The organism is Cupriavidus sp. SHE (assembly GCF_000812445.1).
Classification (GTDB): domain Bacteria; phylum Pseudomonadota; class Gammaproteobacteria; order Burkholderiales; family Burkholderiaceae; genus Cupriavidus; species Cupriavidus metallidurans.
This window is the reverse complement of the sequence record NZ_JWMB01000009.1, coordinates 206,739-227,541: the sequence shown is the minus strand read 5'-3', so window position 1 is coordinate 227,541 and position 20,803 is coordinate 206,739. Positions and strand designations below refer to the sequence as shown.

19 protein-coding genes are annotated in these 20,803 nt (G+C 65.7%); 6 read left to right on the top strand and 13 right to left on the bottom strand.

Going from position 1 to position 20,803, the window contains the following annotated elements; genetic code table 11:
- Positions 1–119: 119 nt before the first annotated feature.
- Entirely contained in the window at positions 120–1,022 is a 903-nt protein-coding gene (locus tag RN01_RS05045) for a LysR family transcriptional regulator (protein ID WP_017511465.1), read from the bottom strand.
- A gap of 109 nt (positions 1,023–1,131) precedes the next feature.
- Here RN01_RS05045 and dkgB point away from each other — a divergent pair, with 109 nt between their 5' ends.
- Together dkgB and RN01_RS05035 are read left to right on the top strand one after the other, a co-directional pair.
- Positions 1,132–1,935, top strand: a complete 804-nt coding sequence (gene dkgB / locus RN01_RS05040; protein WP_017511464.1) for a 2,5-didehydrogluconate reductase DkgB — start codon at positions 1,132–1,134, stop codon at positions 1,933–1,935.
- Between the two features lie 10 nt (positions 1,936–1,945).
- On the top strand, positions 1,946–3,064 hold the full coding sequence (locus tag RN01_RS05035; protein ID WP_017511463.1) for an alkene reductase: 1,119 nt from the start codon (positions 1,946–1,948) through the stop codon (positions 3,062–3,064).
- Between the two features lie 91 nt (positions 3,065–3,155).
- Here the strand turns inward: RN01_RS05035 and RN01_RS05030 are convergent, their stop codons facing one another.
- Positions 3,156–4,367: a CaiB/BaiF CoA-transferase family protein gene (locus RN01_RS05030; protein ID WP_017511462.1), complete on the bottom strand. Its 1,212-nt coding sequence runs from the start codon at positions 4,365–4,367 to the stop codon at positions 3,156–3,158.
- A gap of 6 nt (positions 4,368–4,373) precedes the next feature.
- Complete coding sequence (locus tag RN01_RS05025) at positions 4,374–5,207, bottom strand: enoyl-CoA hydratase/isomerase family protein (protein ID WP_024569998.1); 834 nt, start codon at positions 5,205–5,207, stop codon at positions 4,374–4,376.
- A gap of 103 nt (positions 5,208–5,310) precedes the next feature.
- Between RN01_RS05025 and RN01_RS05020 the strand changes: the two genes are divergently transcribed.
- The gene (locus RN01_RS05020) at positions 5,311–6,306 is read left to right on the top strand and encodes a LysR family transcriptional regulator (protein WP_017511460.1); all 996 of its coding nucleotides are present in this window, start codon (positions 5,311–5,313) and stop codon (positions 6,304–6,306) included.
- 54 nt (positions 6,307–6,360) lie between these two features.
- Here RN01_RS05020 and RN01_RS05015 read toward each other — a convergent pair whose 3' ends face one another.
- The 3 genes from RN01_RS05015 to RN01_RS05005 are packed head-to-tail and all read right to left on the bottom strand — an operon-like array spanning position 6,361 to position 9,517.
- Positions 6,361–7,332 carry a tripartite tricarboxylate transporter substrate binding protein gene (locus RN01_RS05015; RefSeq protein WP_024569999.1) on the bottom strand — a complete coding sequence of 324 codons (972 nt, stop codon included), beginning with the start codon at positions 7,330–7,332 and terminating at the stop codon, positions 6,361–6,363.
- Entirely contained in the window at positions 7,329–8,369 is a 1,041-nt protein-coding gene (locus RN01_RS05010) for an acyl-CoA dehydrogenase family protein (protein WP_024570000.1), read from the bottom strand. Before RN01_RS05010 ends, RN01_RS05015 begins: the two co-directional genes overlap by 4 nt.
- Positions 8,366–9,517 carry an acyl-CoA dehydrogenase family protein gene (locus RN01_RS05005; RefSeq protein WP_017511456.1) on the bottom strand — a complete coding sequence of 384 codons (1,152 nt, stop codon included), beginning with the start codon at positions 9,515–9,517 and terminating at the stop codon, positions 8,366–8,368. The genes RN01_RS05010 and RN01_RS05005 overlap by 4 nt, the downstream gene beginning before the upstream one ends.
- A 250-nt stretch (positions 9,518–9,767) precedes the next feature.
- On the opposite strand from RN01_RS05005, the gene RN01_RS05000 reads away from it, so the two are divergent.
- On the top strand, positions 9,768–10,733 hold the full coding sequence (locus RN01_RS05000; RefSeq protein WP_017511455.1) for a tripartite tricarboxylate transporter substrate binding protein: 966 nt from the start codon (positions 9,768–9,770) through the stop codon (positions 10,731–10,733).
- A 41-nt stretch (positions 10,734–10,774) separates the two neighbouring features.
- Here the strand turns inward: RN01_RS05000 and RN01_RS04995 are convergent, their stop codons facing one another.
- The 7 genes from RN01_RS04995 to RN01_RS04965 all read right to left on the bottom strand — a co-directional run bounded on the left by RN01_RS04995 (position 10,775) and on the right by RN01_RS04965 (position 18,187).
- Entirely contained in the window at positions 10,775–11,680 is a 906-nt protein-coding gene (locus RN01_RS04995) for a DUF2950 domain-containing protein (protein ID WP_017511454.1), read from the bottom strand.
- Between the two features lie 12 nt (positions 11,681–11,692).
- The gene (locus tag RN01_RS04990; RefSeq protein WP_017511453.1) at positions 11,693–13,027 is read right to left on the bottom strand and encodes a DUF3300 domain-containing protein; all 1,335 of its coding nucleotides are present in this window, start codon (positions 13,025–13,027) and stop codon (positions 11,693–11,695) included.
- Between the two features lie 254 nt (positions 13,028–13,281).
- On the bottom strand, positions 13,282–13,926 hold the full coding sequence (locus RN01_RS04985; RefSeq protein WP_017511452.1) for a HugZ family protein: 645 nt from the start codon (positions 13,924–13,926) through the stop codon (positions 13,282–13,284).
- A gap of 315 nt (positions 13,927–14,241) precedes the next feature.
- Positions 14,242–14,535 carry a hypothetical protein gene (locus tag RN01_RS04980; RefSeq protein WP_011519757.1) on the bottom strand — a complete coding sequence of 98 codons (294 nt, stop codon included), beginning with the start codon at positions 14,533–14,535 and terminating at the stop codon, positions 14,242–14,244.
- A 165-nt stretch (positions 14,536–14,700) separates the two neighbouring features.
- Positions 14,701–15,915: an MFS transporter gene (locus tag RN01_RS04975; RefSeq protein ID WP_017511451.1), complete on the bottom strand. Its 1,215-nt coding sequence runs from the start codon at positions 15,913–15,915 to the stop codon at positions 14,701–14,703.
- A 69-nt stretch (positions 15,916–15,984) separates the two neighbouring features.
- Complete coding sequence (locus RN01_RS04970; protein ID WP_017511450.1) at positions 15,985–17,277, bottom strand: FAD/NAD(P)-binding oxidoreductase; 1,293 nt, start codon at positions 17,275–17,277, stop codon at positions 15,985–15,987.
- A 31-nt stretch (positions 17,278–17,308) separates the two neighbouring features.
- Positions 17,309–18,187 (bottom strand): MBL fold metallo-hydrolase, encoded by an 879-nt coding sequence (locus RN01_RS04965; protein ID WP_029700245.1) that lies wholly within the window; start codon positions 18,185–18,187, stop codon positions 17,309–17,311.
- Between the two features lie 214 nt (positions 18,188–18,401).
- On the opposite strand from RN01_RS04965, the gene fisR reads away from it, so the two are divergent.
- On the top strand, positions 18,402–19,727 hold the full coding sequence (fisR, locus tag RN01_RS04960) for a sigma 54-dependent transcription regulator FisR (RefSeq protein WP_024570002.1): 1,326 nt from the start codon (positions 18,402–18,404) through the stop codon (positions 19,725–19,727).
- 223 nt (positions 19,728–19,950) lie between these two features.
- Positions 19,951–20,787: a sulfite exporter TauE/SafE family protein gene (locus RN01_RS04955; RefSeq protein WP_017515732.1), complete on the top strand. Its 837-nt coding sequence runs from the start codon at positions 19,951–19,953 to the stop codon at positions 20,785–20,787.
- The last annotated feature ends 16 nt before the right edge of the window (positions 20,788–20,803 follow it).

Below are 20,803 nucleotides of genomic sequence, written 5' to 3'. Positions count from 1 at the left end.
CGATGGTTTTTCGATGGATGGCAGTCTGCCCGGTTTATATTTGCAGATTAAGACCTGTATTGGTCAAATACTCTTGATTTTGCGTCAAGTATGGGGATGTCCGCACGGGACGGATTCGCCTACTGTTCGAACGGATGCTTGCCCAGTGTTTTGACCACGTGGTCGAGAAAGCAGGTGATCCGTGACGCCAGCGCGGTGTTGCGGTAGTAGACCGCGTTGATCGGCTGGCGCGCGTCCAGGGTTTGCTTCGCAAACAGCTGCACCAGTCGCCCGCGTTGCCGGTCGTCGAGCGTCATGAAGTCCGACAGGCAGACGATCCCCTGGCCCGCCAGCGCCAGGCTCCTGAGCGTTTCGCCGCTCGACGATGCAATCGTCGGCTTGATGTGCACGACGCCACCGGCGTCGTCGCGCAGCGGCCAGTCGTTCAGTGATTCTGGCTGGGTGAAGCCCAGCAGCGCATGTTGCGCGAGTTGCGCCGGCTTGGTGGGCGTGCCGTGGCGTTTCAGATACTCCGGGCTGGCCAGCACGCGGATCTGGCTGATACCGATCGGTCGTGCATGCAGCGTCGAGTCCTTCAACTGGCCGATGCGGAACGCCACGTCGGTTCGTTTCTCGATCAGGTCGATGAAGCCTTCATTCGAGTTCAGTTCCAGTTCCACCTCGGGGTAGCTGGCGCGGAATCCCGCCACCAGCGGCACGATCACGTGCAGCATGAACGGCGTGGCCGCGTCCACCCGCAAGCGCCCGACGGGTCGCATCTGCCGTGCGGCCATCTGCTCTTCTGCTTCGTCGACCATCGCCAGGATCGCGCGCGCGTGCTCCAGAAAGGCGGCGCCTTCCTCGGTCAGTTCCAGCCGCCGCGTGGTTCGTCGAAGCAGCGTGGTCTTCAGCTTCTCCTCCAGACGGCTCAAGGTCCGGCTGGTGGCCGAGATCGTCAGCCCCAGTTGTTCAGCCGCCGCCGTGATCGAGCCGGTGTCCACTACCGCGGCAAAGGCCAGCAGTTCGTCGATGGTGGTTTTCATTGTTGATCAAAATTCAAATGAATTTCATTTATACACGGCTTTATCCGCAAAGATAAGGGCGGCAAACTTCGTCCATCGAGATTGCATGAACCTTCACAGGAGTTACACCATGAGCATTCCTTCGTTTGGCGTTGGTACCTTTCGCCTGACGGGCCAGATCGTTGTGGACTCGGTGCGCAATGCGCTGGACGTTGGCTACCGCGCCATCGACACCGCGCAGATCTATGGCAACGAGGCCGATGTGGGCCAGGCCATCGCGGAAAGCGGTGTGGAGCGCGACGAACTGTTCGTGACCACCAAGATCTGGACGGCGAACTACGCCGCCGACAAGCTGGTGCCGAGCCTGCGTGAAAGCCTGGACAAGCTGCGCACCGACTACGTCGACCTGACGCTGATTCACTGGCCGGCGCCGGGCAACGGCGTGGCGCTGTCCGAGTACATGGCCGCGCTTGCCGAAGCCAAGGCGCTCGGGCTGACGCGCCAGATCGGCGTGTCCAACTTCAATATCGAACTGACCCGCCAGGCGATCGAGGTCGTTGGCAAGGGCGAGATCGCCACCAACCAGATTGAACTGAGCCCCTATCTGCAGAGCCGCAAGCTCACCGCGTTCCTGAAGGAACAGGGCATCGCCGTCACGTCGTACATGACGCTGGCCTACGGCAAGGTGCTGAAGGACCCGGTGCTGGGGCAGATTGCCGCGAAGCACCACGCCACCGTGGCGCAGGTGGCGCTGGCATGGGCGCTGCAACTCGGCTACGCGGTGATTCCGTCGTCGACCAAGCGCGAGAACCTGGCCAGCAACCTGCTGGCGCGCGACCTGAAGCTCGACGCCGACGACATGGCGCTGGTCGCCTCGCTGGAACGCAACGGCCGTGAAGTCAGCCCTGAAGGTCTGGCTCCGGTGTGGGACTAAGGAGATCATCATGACCAGCACCAGCAATCCGCTGTTCCAGCCGTATTCGCTCGGCTCCTTCACGCTGCCCAACCGCATCGTGATGCCACCGATGACGCGCTCGCGCGCCAGCCAGCCCGGTGACGTGCCCAATGCGCTGATGGCCGAGTACTACGCGCAACGCGCGAGCGCTGGCCTGATCGTCAGCGAAGGCACGTGGATCTCGCCGCTCGGCAAGGGGTATGCGTGGACCCCCGGCATTCACACGCCGGAGCAGGTGGCCGGCTGGCGCAAGGTCACCACTGCCGTCCACCAGGCCGGCGGGCGCATCTTCGCGCAGCTCTGGCACGTTGGCCGCCTGAGCCATATCAGCCTGCTCGATGGCCATGCGCCGGTATCGTCGTCAGCCATCCAGGCGCAGGGCGTGAACGTGTTTGTCGCGCAAAGCGATGGCAAGCCCGGCTTCGCCCAGGCGTCGCAGCCACGCGCGCTGTCGGTGGCGGAAATCCACGCCATCGTCGACGACTTTCGCCAGGCCGCGCGCAATGCCATCGCGGCGGGCTTCGACGGTGTGGAACTGCACGCGGCCAATGGCTATCTGGTCAACCAGTTCATCGACTCCGGCGCCAACGATCGCACCGACGAATACGGCGGTTCGCTGGAAAACCGGCTGCGCTTTCTGGGCGAGGTGGCACAGGCGCTGATCGAAGGCACGGGTGGCAAAGACCGCGTCGGCATCCGTCTGGCGCCGCTGACCACGCTGAATGGTTGCGTCGATGCCGATCCCGAGACTACCTATACCGCTGCGGCCAGGTTGCTCGGAGAGATCGGCGTGGGCTACATCCATATCGCGGAAGCAGACTGGGAAGATGCCCCGCATATGCCGACGGCCTTCAAGCAGCAACTGCGCAAGGTCTATCCGGGCACGCTGATCTACGCCGGCAAGTACACGGCGGCGCGCGCCCAGGCCGCATTGAACGAAGGGTGGGCCGACCTGATCGCGTTTGGCCGCCCGTTCGTGGCCAACCCCGATCTGCCGGAGCGCCTGCGCACCGGCGCCACCCTCAACGCCCACGATCGCGACACACTGTTCGGCGGCGACGCGCGTGGCCTGACCGACTATCCGCCACTTGTTGCCAAGGCGGCCTGAGCGTCGGTCAGGAGATGGAAGATGAAGGCGCTGGCAAGGATCGCGCTGGCGGCGACCTGAAGGGAAATCGCCGACGCGCAGCACCCACCGCTCAGCTTCCGCCAAGCGCCTTGATTTCGCTTTCCTCGAACCCGGCTTCACGCAGTACCTCAGCCGTGTCACGCCCCAGCGTCGGGGCGGGACGGCGGATCGAGGTCGGCGTGCCTGCGAAGCGCGCTGTCGGCCGGATTTCCCGGATGGTGCCGACGACGGGATGCTTCGACTCCTGGAACAGACCGACGGCCTTCAGGTGCGGATGCTCGGGCAGCGCTTCGAGCGAGTAGATCGGTGTGGCGGGGATGTCGAGTTGCTCGCAGAGCTTCATCCACTGCGCAGTCGTGCGAAGCGGCGCCAGCTCCCGCAGGTGGCTGTACAACGCCTTGATGTGCGCATTGCGGTCGGCGCGGCTGGCGATGTTGTAACGTTCGCCCAGATCGTCGCGGTCCACCTCGTGGAAGAAGGCCTTCCAGTGCTTGTCCGTGTATGGCAGCAGGCTCATCCACCCATCCTTGGTGCGCACGGGCTTGCGGCCGCCTTCGAGCAGGCGCGCGTAGCCAGCCTTGGTCTTGGAGCCCGGATAGGTCAGGCCACCCATATGCTCGGTGAGCACGAACGCGGCCATCGTTTCCAGCATCGGCACCTCGACGTACTGGCCACGGCCATGCCGCTCGCGATGGAACAGCGCGCCCAGCACCGCATTGGCCACCGCCAGACCTGTGGTCTTGTCGGCGATCAGGCTCGGCAGATAGTCGGGCTCGTCGGTGTTGATCGACGCGGCGCCGACGAATCCGCAGGCGGCCTGGATGATGTCGTCGAACGCGGGCTTCTCGCGATCCGGGCCATCCTGGCCGAAACCGGTGGCGGCGCAGTAGACGATCTCGGGATTCAGCGCGCGCACGGCGTCATAGCCGAAACCCAGCCGCTCGATCGCCGAGACGCGCATGTTATGCACCAACACGTCGACGGTTGGAATCAGGCGGCGCAATGCGGCGCGGCCGGCCTCGGTCTTCAGGTCCAGCACGACCGAACGCTTGTTGCGGTTCAGCGCCAGGAAGATCGAGCTCATGCCCGGCACCTCGACCACGCCGTTGGCGCGCATCAGGTCGCCTTCGGGCGATTCGATCTTGATGACGTCCGCGCCCATGTCGGCCAGCACCTGGGTGCCCATCGGGCCCAGCACCACAGCGGACAGATCGAGCACGCGCACGCCGGACAGTGGTCCGACATCTGTTTTGGTTGAAACGGTCACGTAGATTCGCTCCATTGAGTATCAGCGACGACGGAAGTTCGGCGGACGGCGTTCGGCCATGGCTGCCACGCCTTCGCGAAAATCCTCGGTCGGGAATTGCGTGAGCTGGATAGCCAGCTCCTTCTGGTTGGCGGCGTAGATCGCATCTGCCAACCCCTCGCGCAGCGCGGCGCGCGTGCTTTCCACGGCGAGCGGGGCCGAGATTGCGATCTCGGTGGCCAGCGCATGGGCGCGGGCCAGAACCTGGTCGGCCGGCACGAGTTCGTCGGCGAGTCCGATGCGCACGGCGGTCTCGCCGTCAATGCGACGCCCCGTGTATAGCAGCAGCGATGCCTGCTGGACCCCGATCAGGCGGGGCAGGGTCAGGCTCAGGCCGAAGCCGGGATGAAAACCCAGCCGGTTGAAATTGACGCTGAACCGCGCCTCGGGGCAGGTGACGCGGAAGTCCGCCACGAGCGACAACCCTACGCCGGCGCCCACGGCCGCGCCGTGTACCGCGGCGACGATCGGCTTGCGCGTGCGGAAGAGCCGCATGGCCTGCTTGTAGAACGGGCTCGGGTCGCGGCTGACCGATGACGATGCTTGCTGGCCGGAGAAGTCCGCGCCAGCGCAGAAGGACTTGCCTTCGGCCGCCAGCACGATGGCGCGGCATTCGTCGTCGCCATCGAGTTGTTCGAGCGTGTCCGCCAGCAGGCCGACGAATGCCGGGTCAAGGTGGTTATGGGGCGGCCTGCGAATCAGGACCTGGACGACATGGCCGTCGCGCGTGACCTGAAGGGAATCCTGGCCGCTGGTAGAGGAGACGGCAGAGGAAGCGGTAGAGGAAGCGGTAGACGAAGCGTTAGGGGGCGTCATGTCGATGGGCTCGGTTCTGTGGATAGGTTTCCCCGCCGGGCGGGGTTGAAATGCTGCATACTGCGTTATGCCTTATTCAATATGGATTTGAAGCGCAATAGCGATGAACGAATCTCGTTTTAGCGACACCCCAGGCACGGACGGCGCGGAGACGCCGGAAGGCCGCGACAGCAGACGACCGGCACTTGCCGAACTGCGCAAGAAGGACCTGAACCTGCTGGTGGTGCTGGCCGCCATGCTCGAGAGCAACAGCGTCAGCGAGGCCGCCAGGCGGCTGGACAGCACCCAGCCCTCGATGAGCCGGATGCTCGACCGGCTGCGCGACGATCTCGGCGATCCGCTGCTGATCAAGAGCGCGCACAAGATGCTGCCGACGCGCCGCGCCCAGGACATCCGCGGCGCGCTCGATGACGTGTTGCGTGCCATCGAAGGCGTCTACCAGCAGGGCAGCGACTACAACCCGGCGATGGAGACCGGCACGTACGTGATCGGTATCAACGATTCCCTGCAGGCGTTGATTGCCCCGGCGTTCCTGGCCAGCCTGCGCCAGGTGGCGCCGCGCGCGCGGGTCCGGATGCAGCCCGTGCCACAGCAGGGCGGCATTTCCGCGATGACCAGCGGGGCGATCGACCTGATGGTGGCGTTCTATCCGGTGGATATGGAATCGCTGCGCTCCGAGCTGCTGCTGACGACGCGCTTCGGCTGCCTGTCGGCCAGATCCAACCCGCATATCGGCGCGATCACCTCGGCGCGCGAACTGGCATCGCTCGACTGCCTCGACATCTCGCAGTTCGGCCTGATTACGCGGCTGCTCGACCGCTACTTCCAGTCGCATGGCCTGCATCGGCGGATCGTCGGCACACTGACCAGCTACCTGGCCGTGGCCGACGCGATTCACGACACCGAGATCTACGCGATGATTCCGGACTACCTCGCCAGGCCGCTGTGCCGGCATCCCGGCATGCGCTTCTCGCCGATGGAGGACGAAGGCATGGCCGTGCCGATTCATCTGTGCTGGCACAACAACGTCCACTCGCACCCGTTCGTCACGGTGCTGCGGTCGCTGCTGGCATCCGCCGCGCGTCACGTGGCCGCCTAGGCAATCGTCGGGTTCACGCATCGCTCACGCATCATTTACGCATCCGCTCGCCCATTACTCGGGCTTGATGCCGGCCGCCGCGGCAACCTTGCGGAACCGGGCCATCTCGCGTTCCTGGAACTGGCGCATTTCCTTCGGTGGGTAGGGCATGGGATCGCCGCCCTTGGTGGCCAGGAATGCGTCGGACTCCGGTGACTTGAGGGCCGTCTGCACGGCGGTGGCCAGCTTGTCAGTGATGTCGTCGCGCGTTCCCGCGCGGACGTAGAACGACACCCAGCTGTACTGCGCGTAGTCCGGATAGCCGCTTTCCTTGATCGTCGGCACGTTCGGGAAGTCGCGATGCCGTGTCTCGCCGGTGACAGCCACCGCGCGGATCTTGCCTTCCTTGAGTAGCGTGATGGCGCCGCCCAGATCGACCACGGCCATGTCGAGCTGCCCGCCGATGACATCGGTCATGATCTGGGCCTGCCCCTTGTACGGCACGTTGACGAACTGGACGCCGGCGAGGTTGGCGAACCACGCCGCCGCCAACTGATAGCCCGCCGAATACGTGCCGACTGCCAGCGGCTTGCCACGGTCTTTCGCGTGGGCAACCAGGTCGGCCACGGTCTTGATCGGCGACTTCTCCGGCACCAGGAACACGTTCATGTTCCGGCTCAGTCCCGACACCGGCTTGAGATCCTTCAGCGGGTCATAGGGCAGGTTCTTCATCACGATCGGATTGACCGACATCGGCGAGTTGCTGGCCAGCAGCACCGTGTAGCCATCCGCCGGCGCGTTCTTGAGCGCCTGGATGCCGATCAGGCCGTTAGCGCCGGGCCGGTTCTCGACGACCACGGGCTGCCCCAGCGTGCGACCCATCTGCTCGCCGTAGTAGCGTGCCGACGTATCGGAGCCGCTGCCAGACGTGAATGGCACGATCACGCGAATCGGCCGCGTTGGGAATTCCTTGGCCGTTTCCGCATGGACTGACGCCGACAGCGTCAGCAGGCCAATCATCGCGAGAAGGGCTCGACGTGTATTCATGCGGCCTCCGTCAGTCTTTCCCACAGCGTGTCGCCGCCGTGTTCGATTGCCATCTTGCCGAGCTTCGCGGCCCATTGCGCCTCGTTGCCGTACTCGGCGCGCCAGGACCACAGGCGCCGCGTGGCGTAGTGCAGCGAGTGCTCGCGCGTGAAGCCGATGGCGCCATGCACCTGGTGCGCGATCGCGGGTGCGCGGCCGGCGGCCAGACCACAGATGATCTTGGCGATCATGGCCTGCTGTGCCCAGTCCTTGCCCGACAACGCCGCGCAGGCGCTGGCCACGGCCATGCGCGAGGCGACCACTTCGTTGGCGAGTACCGCAAGCTGTTGCTGGATCGCCTGGAACTTGCCGATGGGCCGGCCAAACTGGATGCGTTCGGTGGCGTATTGCACGGTCTGGTTCAGCACGCGTTCGAGCACACCGGTGATCTGGATGGCGCGCATCAATGCGCCGAGCGCGGCCGGATCGTCGCATCCCTCCAGCGGCTGCCGCGTCGACGCGGCTGTTGCCACGGCGTCGACGAATGTGAGCCTGTCACGCGGTTCGCCAGCGATGTTGGCATCCTCGCGTACCGAAGCGTGCTCGGTCGGCAGCAACAGCCAGGCGTTGGCGGCGCGCACCAGCACGTGTTGCGCGTGTCGGCCCCAGGGGACTTCCACTTCCGCGCTCAGCCGCCAGGTGTCGCCATCCTGGCTCGCGGTCGGGGCCGTGGACAGATCGGCAAGGGCCAGCAGGCCCTGCGGCGCTTCGATGCCAAGACGGCTCAGCAGCCACGTGGCCGTTGCGGCATCGACGAACGGCAGCGGCGTGACCGTGCGGCCGGCGGCCAGCATCACCGGCAGCGCTTCCGTCCAGCTCGCGTTGGCGCCACCGGCTTCCTCGCTGGCAAGCACGTGCACCAGACCGCTCTTGTCCACGGCATTCCAGAGTGATTGCGGAAACTCGCCGCGCTCCATCGCTTCGGACTGTTCGAGCGTGACCTCGTTGCCGAACAGGCGCTCCGCGCTGTCGGTCAGCATTTGTTCGAGTTCGTTCATCGGATTCCCAGCCCTCGCGCAATGATTCCCCGCAGAATTTCACGCGTGCCGCCCCGCAGGGAGAACGAGGGCACACTCTGGGTCAGGTAGGCTTGCGTCGCGACGAACGGGGAGCCGGTGCGGCGCAGTTCATTGCCGAACAGCGCGTGGGCCACCTCAGGGATGCGCTGTTCGAACAGCGCGCCCATGTCCTTGACGTTGGCAGCGGCCAGTTGCGGATTCTCGCCACGATTGAGCATGGCCGCGATGCCGCGAGACATCTGGCGCAGATTGCTCAGTTCCGCGACGAGGTAGCCGATTTCCACCGCCTGACGCGAGTCGGTCGCGTCCGCCGCATCCACCATCTCGGCCAGCAGCGCGTAGCTGCTCAGATAGCGTTCGGGGCCACTGCGCTCGAATGTGAGTTCGGCGGTGACCTGGGCCCAGCCATCGCCCTCGGTGCCGATCAGCATCCGGTCCGGCACGAAGACGTTGTCGAACACGACCTCGTTGAAGCCCTCGTGACCCGCGAGGTTCTTGATCGGGCGCACCTGCAGGCCACTCGACGTCATGTCGACCAGGAACTGCGACAAGCCCTTGTGCTTGTCATCCGCGCCACGGTCGGTGCGCACCAGCGCGATCATGTATTGCGAATGATGCGCGTTGGAGGTCCAGAGCTTGGTGCCGTTGATGACCCATCCGCCATCCACGCGATCGCCACGTGTGCGGATCGACGCCAGGTCGGAACCGGAGTCCGGCTCGCTCATGCCGATGCAGAAGCGCACTTCGCCGCGCGTGATGCGCGGCACGATGTCCGCCGCCACGCTCTTGTCCGCGTAACGCATCAGCAGCGGGCCGCTCTGGCGCTCGGCAACCCAGTGGCCGCCAACGGGCGCGCCTGCCGCGAGCAGTTCCTCGAGCACCACGTAGCGCTCTAGCATCGAGCGTTCACCGCCGCCGTAAGACTTGGGCCAAGTCATGCCGATCCAGCCACGCGCACCCAGCGCGCGGCTGAATTCGGGATCGTAGCCAGACCAGCTCTTGGCGCGCAGTTGGGGGGGCCGGTTGCCGAGGGTCTCCGCCAGGAATGCGCGGACTTCCTGGCGCAGCGGCGTCAGTGCGTCGTCGGGATCGGCTGGCCGTATCACGACCTTGCTGGCTATCTCCAACTCTGTCTCCTTGCGATTTTTGAGTGTGAGCCGAGGTTAGCAGTGGCCTTCCAGACGCGCCTATCGCAGCCGTGAGATAACGGAAATTCACCGCTCATGCGGCAGTGCAGCGTGGCGGTGTGCCATGCCGACGTGCGCATAACGAATATGCCTCCATGTGCATTGCGACATGCAGCACGCTTCCCTTACGCTTCTTCTTTCATGATGAAAGCGGGTGGCACGTATCACCCCGAAGAAGGAGACTGTAGATATGCGGCGTTTGCTTCTCGCCTGTCTGATTGCCACGCTCGGGGTCTCCGGGCTGGCGCACGCCAACGCGAACAATTACCCCAGAAAGCCCGTCAAGATCGTGGTGTCGTTCCCGCCTGGCACGGGCTCGGACAGCAGCGCGCGGTTCCTGGCCCAGAAACTCGAGGCGCGCTTCGGCCAGCCTTTCGTGGTGGAAAATCGCCCGGGTGCCAACAGCTTCATCGCCGCGCAGACGGTGGCGAAGGCGGACCCGGATGGCTACACGTTGTTCGTGGCGAGCAATTCGCCGATGGCGACCAACGTGGTCCAGTTCAAGACGCTGCCCTATGACCCGGTACGCGATTTCGCGCCCGTGGCGCGGCTTTACTATGGGGCGATGATCCTGTCGGTGCGCGCCGATTCGCCCTACAAGACCGTGGCCGATCTGGTGGCCGCTGCCAAGGCGAAGCCCGGCAAGCTCAGCTATGGCTCGGGTTCCGCGTCGTACCAGATCGCCACCGAGCTGTTCATGAAGCAGGCCGGTATCACTGCCGTGGCCATTCCGTACAAGGGCGCTGCCCCGGCTGTCGCAGATCTCGCCGGTGGCCAGGTGGACTTCGCGATGTCGGACTACCTTGCCGCTTCCGCACTGTCGCAGGCCGGCAAGACGCGCATCATCGCCGTGGGCGGCGACAAGCGGCTGCCGCTGGAGCCCAATGTGCCGACGCTGCAGGAACTCGGCTACAAGGACTACTACATGGTGAGCTGGGTGGCGCTGTTCGCGCCGGCGAAGACGCCGCCGGCGATCGTCAAGAAGCTCAGCGACGCCACGGTCGAGATCATCAGCAGCAAGGAAGCGGCGGAGTTCGTGGGCCGTACGAACGGCCAGATCTTCGCGGGTGGGTCGGAGGTGCTGCGGAAATACCAGCTCGACGAAATCCAGCGCTGGACGAAGGCCGCGGAAATCGCGGGTATTCCGAAGGAGTGATTCGGAGAAGCGGAAGGTGACGCTGCGACCCTACGACCCTGCTACGGCGCCACCTTCCGCCATCCCGCCCCCGGATCGAAGGTCCGGATCTCCTTGGCCTTGACCGCGCTGTCGGCGCCAAGGTCACGCTCGTAGACCTGGCCGTCGTGGCTGACCATGAAGCTCATGACGCCGGTGTCCTGATAGCGCGCCGGCCATGCCAGCACGGCAAAACCGCCGAACAGATTGCCGTTGACCAGGTAGCTGTAGGCCCCGCCCGGGGCGTTGGGGCCTTGCGCGTCCAGCAGCTTGTAGTGATATCCGTAATAGCCATCCTTGCTGGCATGGCTCGTTCCCGCGCCGCGAAACGCTGCGCCTAGCGGGCTCTGTGGCTCGCCGGGCGCGGAGGCCCAGTAGAGGCCGTCCTGCTTGCCGGGCGTGCTCGACAGCTTCGATGCGTACACCAGCGTCTTGCTGCCGTCGTGCGGCGTCAGCGCGTATTCGGCCTGTGCGTCGGTGATCGCCAGCATGGTCTGGATGACGGCCAGCTCGTTGCGGCCCACCCTGCGCACCCGCATTTCCTCCACGCCGGCCAGCGTGTCGAACTGCCAGCCCTTGCTGCCCTTCACCAGCGGAATGGGGAAGGTCCAGCCGTCGTCTCCCACGTCGATATAGGCGCGATTCTCTTTCTGATCGACAGCGTGGGACTTGCCCCAGGCTGTCAGGAACTTGCTGCGGACCTCGGCGCCCACCGGCGGAATGATGTCGCGGAACTTGCCGCCGAACAGTTTCTGCAGCGTCGGCTCGTCGTCGTTGATGACGGCGTTGCCGAAGGCGGTCATCGCGGCCTCGGGCGTGGCGAAGACCTCGTTGGCGTGCGCCGCGGGTGTCAGGCTCGCGGCTGCACCCAGCAGCAGCGTGCACAGGGTGCGGCGAAGTGTTGCGCGGATTGGCGTCGTCAGTGTCATGGTTGCCTCCGCTTATCGACGTCCACCGCCGCCGCGGCCGCCACCGAAACCGCCGCCACCGCCGCGCGCGCCGCCCGAATATCCGCCACCGCCGCGATTGAAGCCCGAGGACTGCATGCTGGAACTGCCGCGATTGGTGTTGTTCTGCGTGCCGGCGCCGTTGCCGACGCCCTGGAAGCCGTTGTCCCGCCCGCCGAATCCCGCGCTGTAGCGGTCGGCGGCCTGTGCGCGGTCGGCGGTGCCGGCCCGGTTGCCGGCCGCCGCGCGATCCGCCGTCGCGGGGCGGTCGGACGTGCCCGGACGGTTGCCCCCGTTCATGCGGTCCGAGGCTGACGGGTTGCCGCCGGCCATGCGGTCGGACACCCCGGCGCGATTGCCGGCGCCCGGATCGCGGCCACGGTAGTTGGCGCGCCGGTCGGCGGCGCCAGCCTGCTCGCGGCCGAAACGTTCGCGCGTGGCGTTGTCGCGATAGGCAACACCCTTGCGATGATCGACGCTGTGCTCCCATCGACTGCTGCCCTGGCCACCTTGCCCACCATTGCGATCGAAATTGCGGTCGATATTGGTGGCCTTGTGGTGGTCGACGTGGACGTCGCCGCCGCCCCAGTTGCAGTCACCGAAGATGGCTGCCGCGGCGGCGAGGCCGAACCCGAATGCCAGGCCGCTGCCAAACGCGTAGCCCGGGTAGTACGCCGGGTAGGGTGGCCAGTAGTAATAGGGGTAGGCGGGATAGGCCCAGCCGCCATAGACCACCGCCGGGTCGTAGGCGGGCACGTAGATCACCTCCGGGTTGGCTGGCTCGATCCGCACGATGGTCTGCGACACCGCGCCCGACGTTGTCGCCGGCTCGACGATCACGCGTTGCTGCTCGTTCGATTGCAGGTTGCCGGCATCGCGGGCACGCGCGCGCAGCCGCTGTACCGCTGCGAGCACATCCCTCTCCTGGGCCAGGAATGCGTCACCGAGCTTCTGGGTCCAGTCGAGCTTGTCGTACATCGGTTCGAGGATCTGCGGGAATGCCACCAGCGACTTGACGCTGACGTCCCACGATTCGTTCTGCACGGCCTTGACCGCGGCATCGCCTTTCTCGCCGGGGTGCGATTTCACCCAGCGGGCGGCAAAGACGATCTCCAGCGGATAGGTCGACGCCATCAGCACCTGCGACAGCACGGTATCGGGATAGAGCGCGATCGGTGCGACCAGTGCCTCGATCTCCTCGGCCTTGAACGGCGCGGGAGCGGGGGCGGGCTTTTCCTGGGCCATGACGCCGGTTGCCACGAGGGCCATGCCGGCGAGCAGGGCGGCGCCGATGGTGGGCGCCAAGCGTTGCATCCAATGGTGGATCATGGTCTGGCCGCAGTAGTTGTCAGCGTACCTGCACGACTATGGGATGAGATCCGGATGCCGGCAATTTCCCCAAAGGGTAAGGTCGGGCGCGCCGCGCGGGGAATGCTGCTCCGCACGATGGTCGCTTTGGTCCCCATCACTGGTATGTGATAGGGCACCTCACGCGAAAAGTCCAAGCCGGCGACGGGCGGGTGCGTGCTGCTGCATATCGCGCGTCAGCACGTTTGCGCGGGCAGTGCCGGCCGGTCAAGCCATCATCGCCGCGCCGCCGTGATCTCCTGCGCGGCGGCCTGGATGGCTTCGTCGATCGGCGCCGTGCCGGCAAGACGATGTCGGTGGCGGCGTCCATTGATCTCGACGTCGACGCCAAGCGGATCGATGCCGAGCACGCGCACGCTCTCGGGCACCAGGCGGGACATTCTGCTCACGAGATCGGCTTCTTCTTGCGCGGGGAGCGTGGGCACAGCGTCCAGATCGGCTTGTTCCACCCAACCCATCCTGCCGACGCCGACGATGAACCGTACCTTGAGCGGCTTCAGCCGGAAGAACGCGAAATCGAGCGCCAGCAGACGTTCGGCGCCGGGCTCATAGCGCAGGTAGCGGTCGCGCAGGGCAGTGTCCGGCTCGAAGCGTTCCGCGTCTCCGACGATCGTCAGTCGGCTGGCGGCCTGCACATCCGTGGCTTCCGGCTGCAGCACAGACAGGCTCATCCGTGTATCCGCGAGCAGGTTCTTCGTGTGTTCGGCCAGGGCGCTGATGCAGATGACCGGTTGATGCGCGTGGTCCGTGACATAGGGCACCACGGTGGCGTAGGGATAGCCGGCCAGGACGGACGATTGCGTGGCAAGCGTGCCGAAGGCGGCTTCGTGCAGCAGATGGATGGCGTGTACGGTGAGCATGCTGATCCCGGGGCTAAGAAGTCATTTCAAAAAGATTCTGGCGTCGTTGCGGGGCCTTGCCGTACTACTTGTACTGTCTGCGGCCCCGCGTCTAGCCCGAACCGCTTCGCTTCATTTTGAAATGGCTTCCAAGTCGTGGAGACATGCCGTCATGGTCGCACAGATGATCGGATGACCGGATGACAAAGCGGAGAGGCAAGCGCGGAGACCTTCCTCTCGCTTGCGCTCTCCGCAAGAGCCCATGGTTCGAGCGTCGCCGCCACGGCATTCGCCTTGACCGTGGCGGTGAACCCCCCGATAACTCGATGCCGGGGCTTACTGCTTCTTGGAGTTGTCCGGAGCAGCGGTCTTGGCAGCGCCGGCCGTCGCGCCGGTGGTGTCAGTGGACTTCGCCATGTCGGTCGTGGCCTTGGCCTTGTGATGCGTGCCCTTGGCGGTGGACTTGTGCGCGCCGGTATGAACGTCGGCCTTGTCCTTGTGGGCGCTGGCTTGAGCCTGCGCCGGTTCCGACTTCGACGGGGTGGCCGAGGCGGCAGCCGGTGCGCCGGTCTGCGCGAAAACGGTACCGACGAAAGCGACGGATGCGAGAGCAGCGAACAGCTTCTTCATGATGTCAACTCCTGGGAGATTGTTAGCCCGACAATGCGTCGTGCTTACCGGAAAAAACGGCACGCAAGCGGTCGCCGTTGACGTCGGAGTCGTGACAATCCGTAAGTTGTGCAACACGAACAGGAAGGTTGCCGTCGCCAGGCGCTCAGCGAACTTCAACGAAGCTCAGCGGGTGGCCGCGCCGGAGGCGGGGCGGTTGCGAAGCCGGTGGATCAGCAGTGCGATGGTCAGCACGCAGAAGCCCGCGCCGGCGTGGAACGTGGCGGCGGCGCCGTGCCGGTCCCACAGCCAGCCGGCCATGACGCTGGCTACCAGTAACGCCACCCCGCTGGCCAGATTGAAAACGCCGAATGCAGTGCCACGCAGATCCGCAGGCGCGGCATCGGCGACCATCGTGGCCAGCAATCCCTGGGTCATGCCCATATGCAGGCCCCACAGCGCGACCCCGGCCAGTGCGATGCTCCAGTGCGAGCCGAGTGCGAGCACCGTATCCGCGACGATCAGCACGGCAAGGCCAGCCACCAGGAGCTTGTCATGGCTGCAGTTGTCCGCGAGCTTGCCGAACGGATAGGCCGTGGCGGCGAAGACTGCGTTCATCGTTACCAGCACCAGCGGCGCCATGAACAGCGGCAGCCCTTCCTGCTGGACGCGCAGGATCAGGAATGCCTCGCTGAATCGGGCCAGTGCGAAGGCCGTGCCCACGGCAACCACGCCCCAATAGGCCGGACCGAGCCGCGCCAGGTTGGCGCGCCGGATCGGATTCACACGCTTGTCCCCGGTGTGGGTTTGCGGTTCCTTCACGCCGAATGCGAGCAAGGCAACGGACAGCACGCCGGGCACCACTGCCACCCAGAAGATGGCGCGGAAGTCGTTCGCCCAGAGCATCATCAGTCCGATCGCGATCAGCGGGCCGAGGAATGCGCCAACCGTGTCGAGTGCCTGCCGCAGCCCGAACGCCGCGCCGCGTAGATGGGCGGGGGCGATATCGGCCACCAGCGCATCGCGCGGCGCGCCACGAATGCCCTTGCCGATGCGGTCGGACAGGCGTGCCGCCAGTATCGTGCCGACGCCGGGCGCTACCGCGAAGAGCGGCTTGGACAGCGCGCCGAGCCCATAGCCGAGCACGGCCAGCGCCTTGCGCTTGCCGAGATAGTCACTGAGGACGCCCGAGAAGACCTTGACGATCAGGGCGGTGGCTTCGGCCGCGCCTTCGATCAGCCCCACGGCCAGCGCACTGGCGCCGAGCGTGGTGACCATGAAGACGGGCAACAGGCTGTGGATGATCTCCGAGGAGATATCCATCAGCAGGCTGACGCATCCAAGCATCCAGATGCCGGACGGGATCTGTCGCAGGGTGCTGGCGGGAGCGCGCGTTGCCATGGCATTGGTCGATGGCGTGCGCGGACGCGCACGATCCCGCCTTTTTACTACAGGAAGGCCGTGCCTGGCTTAGCGACCCTGAAGTTCGGGATTCGCGAGCCATTCGCGGCCCTTGAGCATCCCGCGCCAGTAAAGCGGCGGCAGGATCCGCTCCTTGAGCCACCATGCCATGCGTGAGGGCCGCTTGCCTTCGATGAACCAGCTCGGGAATGTCGGCGCGACCTTGCCGCCGTACGTGAACTCGGCCAGCACGATCTTGCCGCGTTCGACGGTGAGCGGGCACGAACCATAGCCGTCATAGCGCGCTTCACCCCGTGCCGCGCCGCGCTCGGCCAGCACGTTGTGCGCCACCACTGGCGCCTGCTTGCGGGCGGCGGCGGCCGTCTTCGCATTGGTCGTGTTGCCGGCGTCGCCGAGACCGAAAATATTGCCGAAGCGCGTATGGCGCAGCGTGGCGGGGTCCACGTCGATCCAGCCTGCGGCGTCGGCCAGTGGGCTCGAACGGATGAAGTCAGGCGCCTTCTGCGGCGGTACGGCATGCAGCATGTCGAACTCGCGCGTCACCAGTGCCGTCGTGCCATCGGCGTTGGCGCGGCGGAATGTGGCGCAACGTGCCGGGCCGTCGACGGCAACCAGCGTTTCGCCGAAGTTCAGGTCAATGGCATAGCGTTCGACGTACTCCATCAGCGCGGGCACGTAGTCCGCCACGCCGAACAGCACATTGCCCGCGTTGCAGAACTGGATGTCCACGCGATCGAGCACGCCGGCACGGCGCCACGCATCGGCCGAGAGGTACATGGCCTTTTGCGGCGCGCCCGCGCACTTGATCGGCATCGGGGGTTGAGAGAACAGTGCCTTGCCGCCCTGCTTGCGCACGAGTTCCTGCACGAGCTTCCAGGTATATGGCGCCAGGTCATAGCGATAGTTGGACGTGACGCCGTTGCGGCCGAGCGCCTGCGGCAGGCCTTCGATGCCATCCCAGTCCAGCTTCAGGCCGGGGCAAACCACCAGATGCTCGTACTTGACCACGCGGTTGCCTTCCAGCATCACCGCGTTGGCTTCCGGTTCAAATCCCGTGACAGTGGCCTTGATCCACGACACGCCGCGCGGCAGGACCGAAGCCATCGTGCGCGCGGTATGCGCGGGTTCGAACACGCCGCCGCCCACCAGTGTCCAGCCCGGCTGGTAATAGTGGATGTCGGCCGGGTCGATGATGGCGATGTCGAGGCCGGGCTTGCGTGCCAGCAGGCTGGATGCCACGGCAATGCCCGCGGCGCCGCCGCCGATGATGACGACGGCGTGGCTGGCATCGGCCTGCGCGAGGGGTGTTTTGGGGTCGAGGGGCAGGGGGCGCGATTGCATGTTTTTTCCTTGTCGAATCTGGGGCGAAGACTCAAAGCGCGTTGATCGGGATCTTCAGATAGCGCGTGCCGTTGGCTTCCGGCGGCGGCATTTCTCCGGCGCGCATATTGACCTGCACCGACGGCAGGATCAGCGTGGGCATGGACAGCGTGGCGTCGCGGGCCTGTCGCATCGCGACGAACTCGTCCTCGCTCACGCCATCGCGCACATGGATGTTGCTGGCGCGCTCGTCCGCCACCGTGGACATGAACAGCAGCTCGCGGCCGCCGGGCTGGTAGTCGTGGCACATGTACAGGCGCGTATCGGCGGGCAGGCTCAGCACCTTGTTGATGGAGCGGTAGAGCGTGCGCGCATCGCCGCCGGGGAAATCGCAGCGGGCGGTGCCGTAGTCGGGCATGAAGAGCGTGTCGCCAACGAATGCGGCGGTGTCCTTGCCGTTGCTGATCACGTACGTCATGCAGGCCGGTGTGTGGCCGGGGGTGTGCATCGCGCGCACCTGCAGGCTGCCGATCGAGAGCGTGTCGCCGTCCTGCAGCAGGCGGTCGAACTGGCTGCCGTCATGCGCGAACTCCGGGCCGCTGTTGAACAGCGTGCCAAATACCTTCTGCACCGTGGTGATATGGCTGCCGATGGCGATCTGGCCGCCGAGCCTGGCCTTGAGGTAGGGCGCGGCGGACAGATGGTCGGCATGGACGTGGGTTTCCAGAACCCACTGCACGCTGGCGCCGAGCGTCTTTACGCGGTCGATCATGCGGTCGGCGCTGGCGGTTCCGGTACGGCCGGATTTCGGGTCGTAGTCGAGCACGCTGTCGATCAGCGCGCACTGCTGGCTCTCGCGGTCGAGTACGAGGTAGCTCAGGGTCCACGTATCGGGGTCGAAGAAGGCTTCGATGACCATCTGTGTTGTCATATGTGTCGGCGTTTCCGTTTTTTGATCGGGGCAATGACTCAAAACCCGTGCCATGCTGCCTGTGCGCCACAAGGCGATGATTTCCAAGGGATTTCGCTTCCTGCGCGTGCGGAGCGTGGACTGTCAGGCACCTCGGGTCACTGCCAACTTGGCAGTGTTGGCAGAACTTGGCAGAATGGCGCCCTTGTTTTACCCGCCCCCGTCCCCCGCCCCTATGGATCGCCCCACCACACTCCAGGGACTGTTGTCCTACCTGGAACAGGAAAGCCAGCCGACGATCGTGCTGGATACCGACTACCGCATCCTCGCTGCCAATACGGCCTACCGCCGCCAGTTTGGCGCGGTGGAGCGCCCCTATCTGGGCCAACCCTGCTACCGCGTCTCGCACGGCTATGACGTGCCGTGCGATCAGGCCGGCGAACACTGTCCGATGCGCAAGGCGTTCGAGACCCGTGGGCCGGATCGCGTCCTTCACATCCATCACACCCCGCGTGGCCCCGAGCATGTGAACGTGGAACTGCGCCCGATCCTCGACGACAACCACCAGGTGGTGGCTTACGTCGAGCGCCTGAACACCGTGCGAAGCGCATCGGCGCGGCCGAGCGCGGAAGGGCTGGTGGGGCGCTCGGAGGCCTTCAATCACGCGCTGGAGGCCGTGCAGCGCGTGGCGCCGTCGTCGTTACCGGTGCTGCTGCTCGGTGAATCGGGCACTGGCAAGGAGATGTTCGCGCGCGCCGTGCACGAGGCCAGCGACCGCGCCAGCGGGCCGTTCGTCGTGGTCGATTGCTCGGGCCTGACGGAGACCCTGTTCGAGAGTGAACTGTTCGGCTACGAGAAGGGCGCGTTCACCGGGGCGCAGGCGCGCAAGCCGGGGCTGGTCGAGACGGCCGAGGGCGGCACGCTATTCCTCGACGAAATGGGCGATGTGCCGCTGGCGATGCAGGTCAAGCTGCTGCGCCTGATCGAGTCGGGTACTTACCGGCGCGTGGGTGGCGTCGAGACGCTGCAGTCGAACTTCCGGCTGGTTGCCGCCACGCACAAGCCGCTCGAGCAGATGGTGGCGCAGGGGCTGTTTCGCCAGGATCTGTACTTCCGGATCGCGGCATTCCCGATCCATCTGCCGTCGCTGCGAGACCGCCTGGACGATATCGCGCTGCTGGCCGAGTCGATTCTGGCGCGCGGCAATCGGACCAAGGACCCGCTGCGGCTGAGTCCCGAGGCGCTCGCGCGCATGCGCGCCCACCACTGGCCGGGCAATATTCGCGAACTGCGCAACGTGCTCGAGCGCGCCCGTCTCTATGCTGACGACGGTGTGATCCGCGTGAAGGATCTGCCGCCGGGAATGGGCGAGGCCCGTGTGTCTTCGGTCCGCTTCGTGCCGCCGTCCGCGTATCGCACGCAGGTGCCACGGCAGGATGACGACGAGGCGCTGCGTTTCCACGCAAGCCACTTCACCGGCACGCGCCGCGCGCTTGCCCAATCGCTCGGCATGAGCGAACGCACCCTCTATCGCCGGCTCAAGGCCCTGGGCATCGAATAGGCGTCGTTCGGGGTTCCCCCCACTGCCAATCCGCTGCCACGTGCTGCCATCATGGCAGCACTGCCGCGCGCTGGCAGCGCCGATGCCGCTTTCGCAGTCCGCGCATTCCGTGCCGAGCCCTTGTTCCATGGGGGTTCCCGGCCGCGCGCGTAGGTGGCACGGAATTTGTAATGATTGGCGCCTTACAAAAATTCTTACGCTCGCCCCCCCAGCGTTTGTCCTGATGGAATCGATCTATGCCGTGGGCGCCTCTCTGGGCGCCATCGTGGGCCTGATCCTGGCGCTGACCGGCGCTGGTGGCGCCATTCTTGCCGTGCCACTGCTGGTATTCGGTCTGCATCTACGCATGGCCGAAGCCGGCCCGATCGCGCTGCTGGCGGTTGGCGTGTCGGCTGCGGTCGGCGCGTTGATCGGGCTCCGCGCGGGTATCGTGCGCTATCGGGCAGCCGCCATGATGGCGGCAAGCGGCGTGCTGGCCTCGCCCGTCGGGCTATGGCTCGCGCACCGGGTGCCGAACGGCCCGCTGACCGTGTTGTTCGCGATCGTGCTGGGCTGGGTGGCCGTGCGCATGTTCAGGCAGAGCCGCGCGCCGCAATCAGTGGCCTCAGCGGCCTCAACCGCCATGCTGCCGCAGGGACCACTACCACCCTGCCAACTCGATGACGCGACGGGTCGCTTCGTCTGGACGGCATCTTGCACACGCGCGCTGGCGGCGTCGGGTATCGGCGCGGGCTTTCTCTCCGGTCTGCTGGGCGTAGGTGGCGGTTTCGTGATCGTTCCCGCGCTGCGCCGTGCGACCAATGCGCCGGTCAAGACGATCGTGGCCACGTCGCTGGCCGTGATCACGCTGGTGTCCGCTTCGGGCGTGGTGTCCACCGCGCTGGCCGGCAATATGAACTGGCATGTCGCCGCGCCGTTCGCGGCGGGCGCGATGCTCGGGATGCTCGTCGGCAGGCTCTTCGCCAGCCGCCTGAGTGGTCAGCGGCTGCAGCAGGGCTTCGCTGTGGTCGCCGGACTGATCGCCATTGGCATGGTGGTCAAGGTCGTGCTTGCAGTCTGAGGGTAGGCAAGCCAAC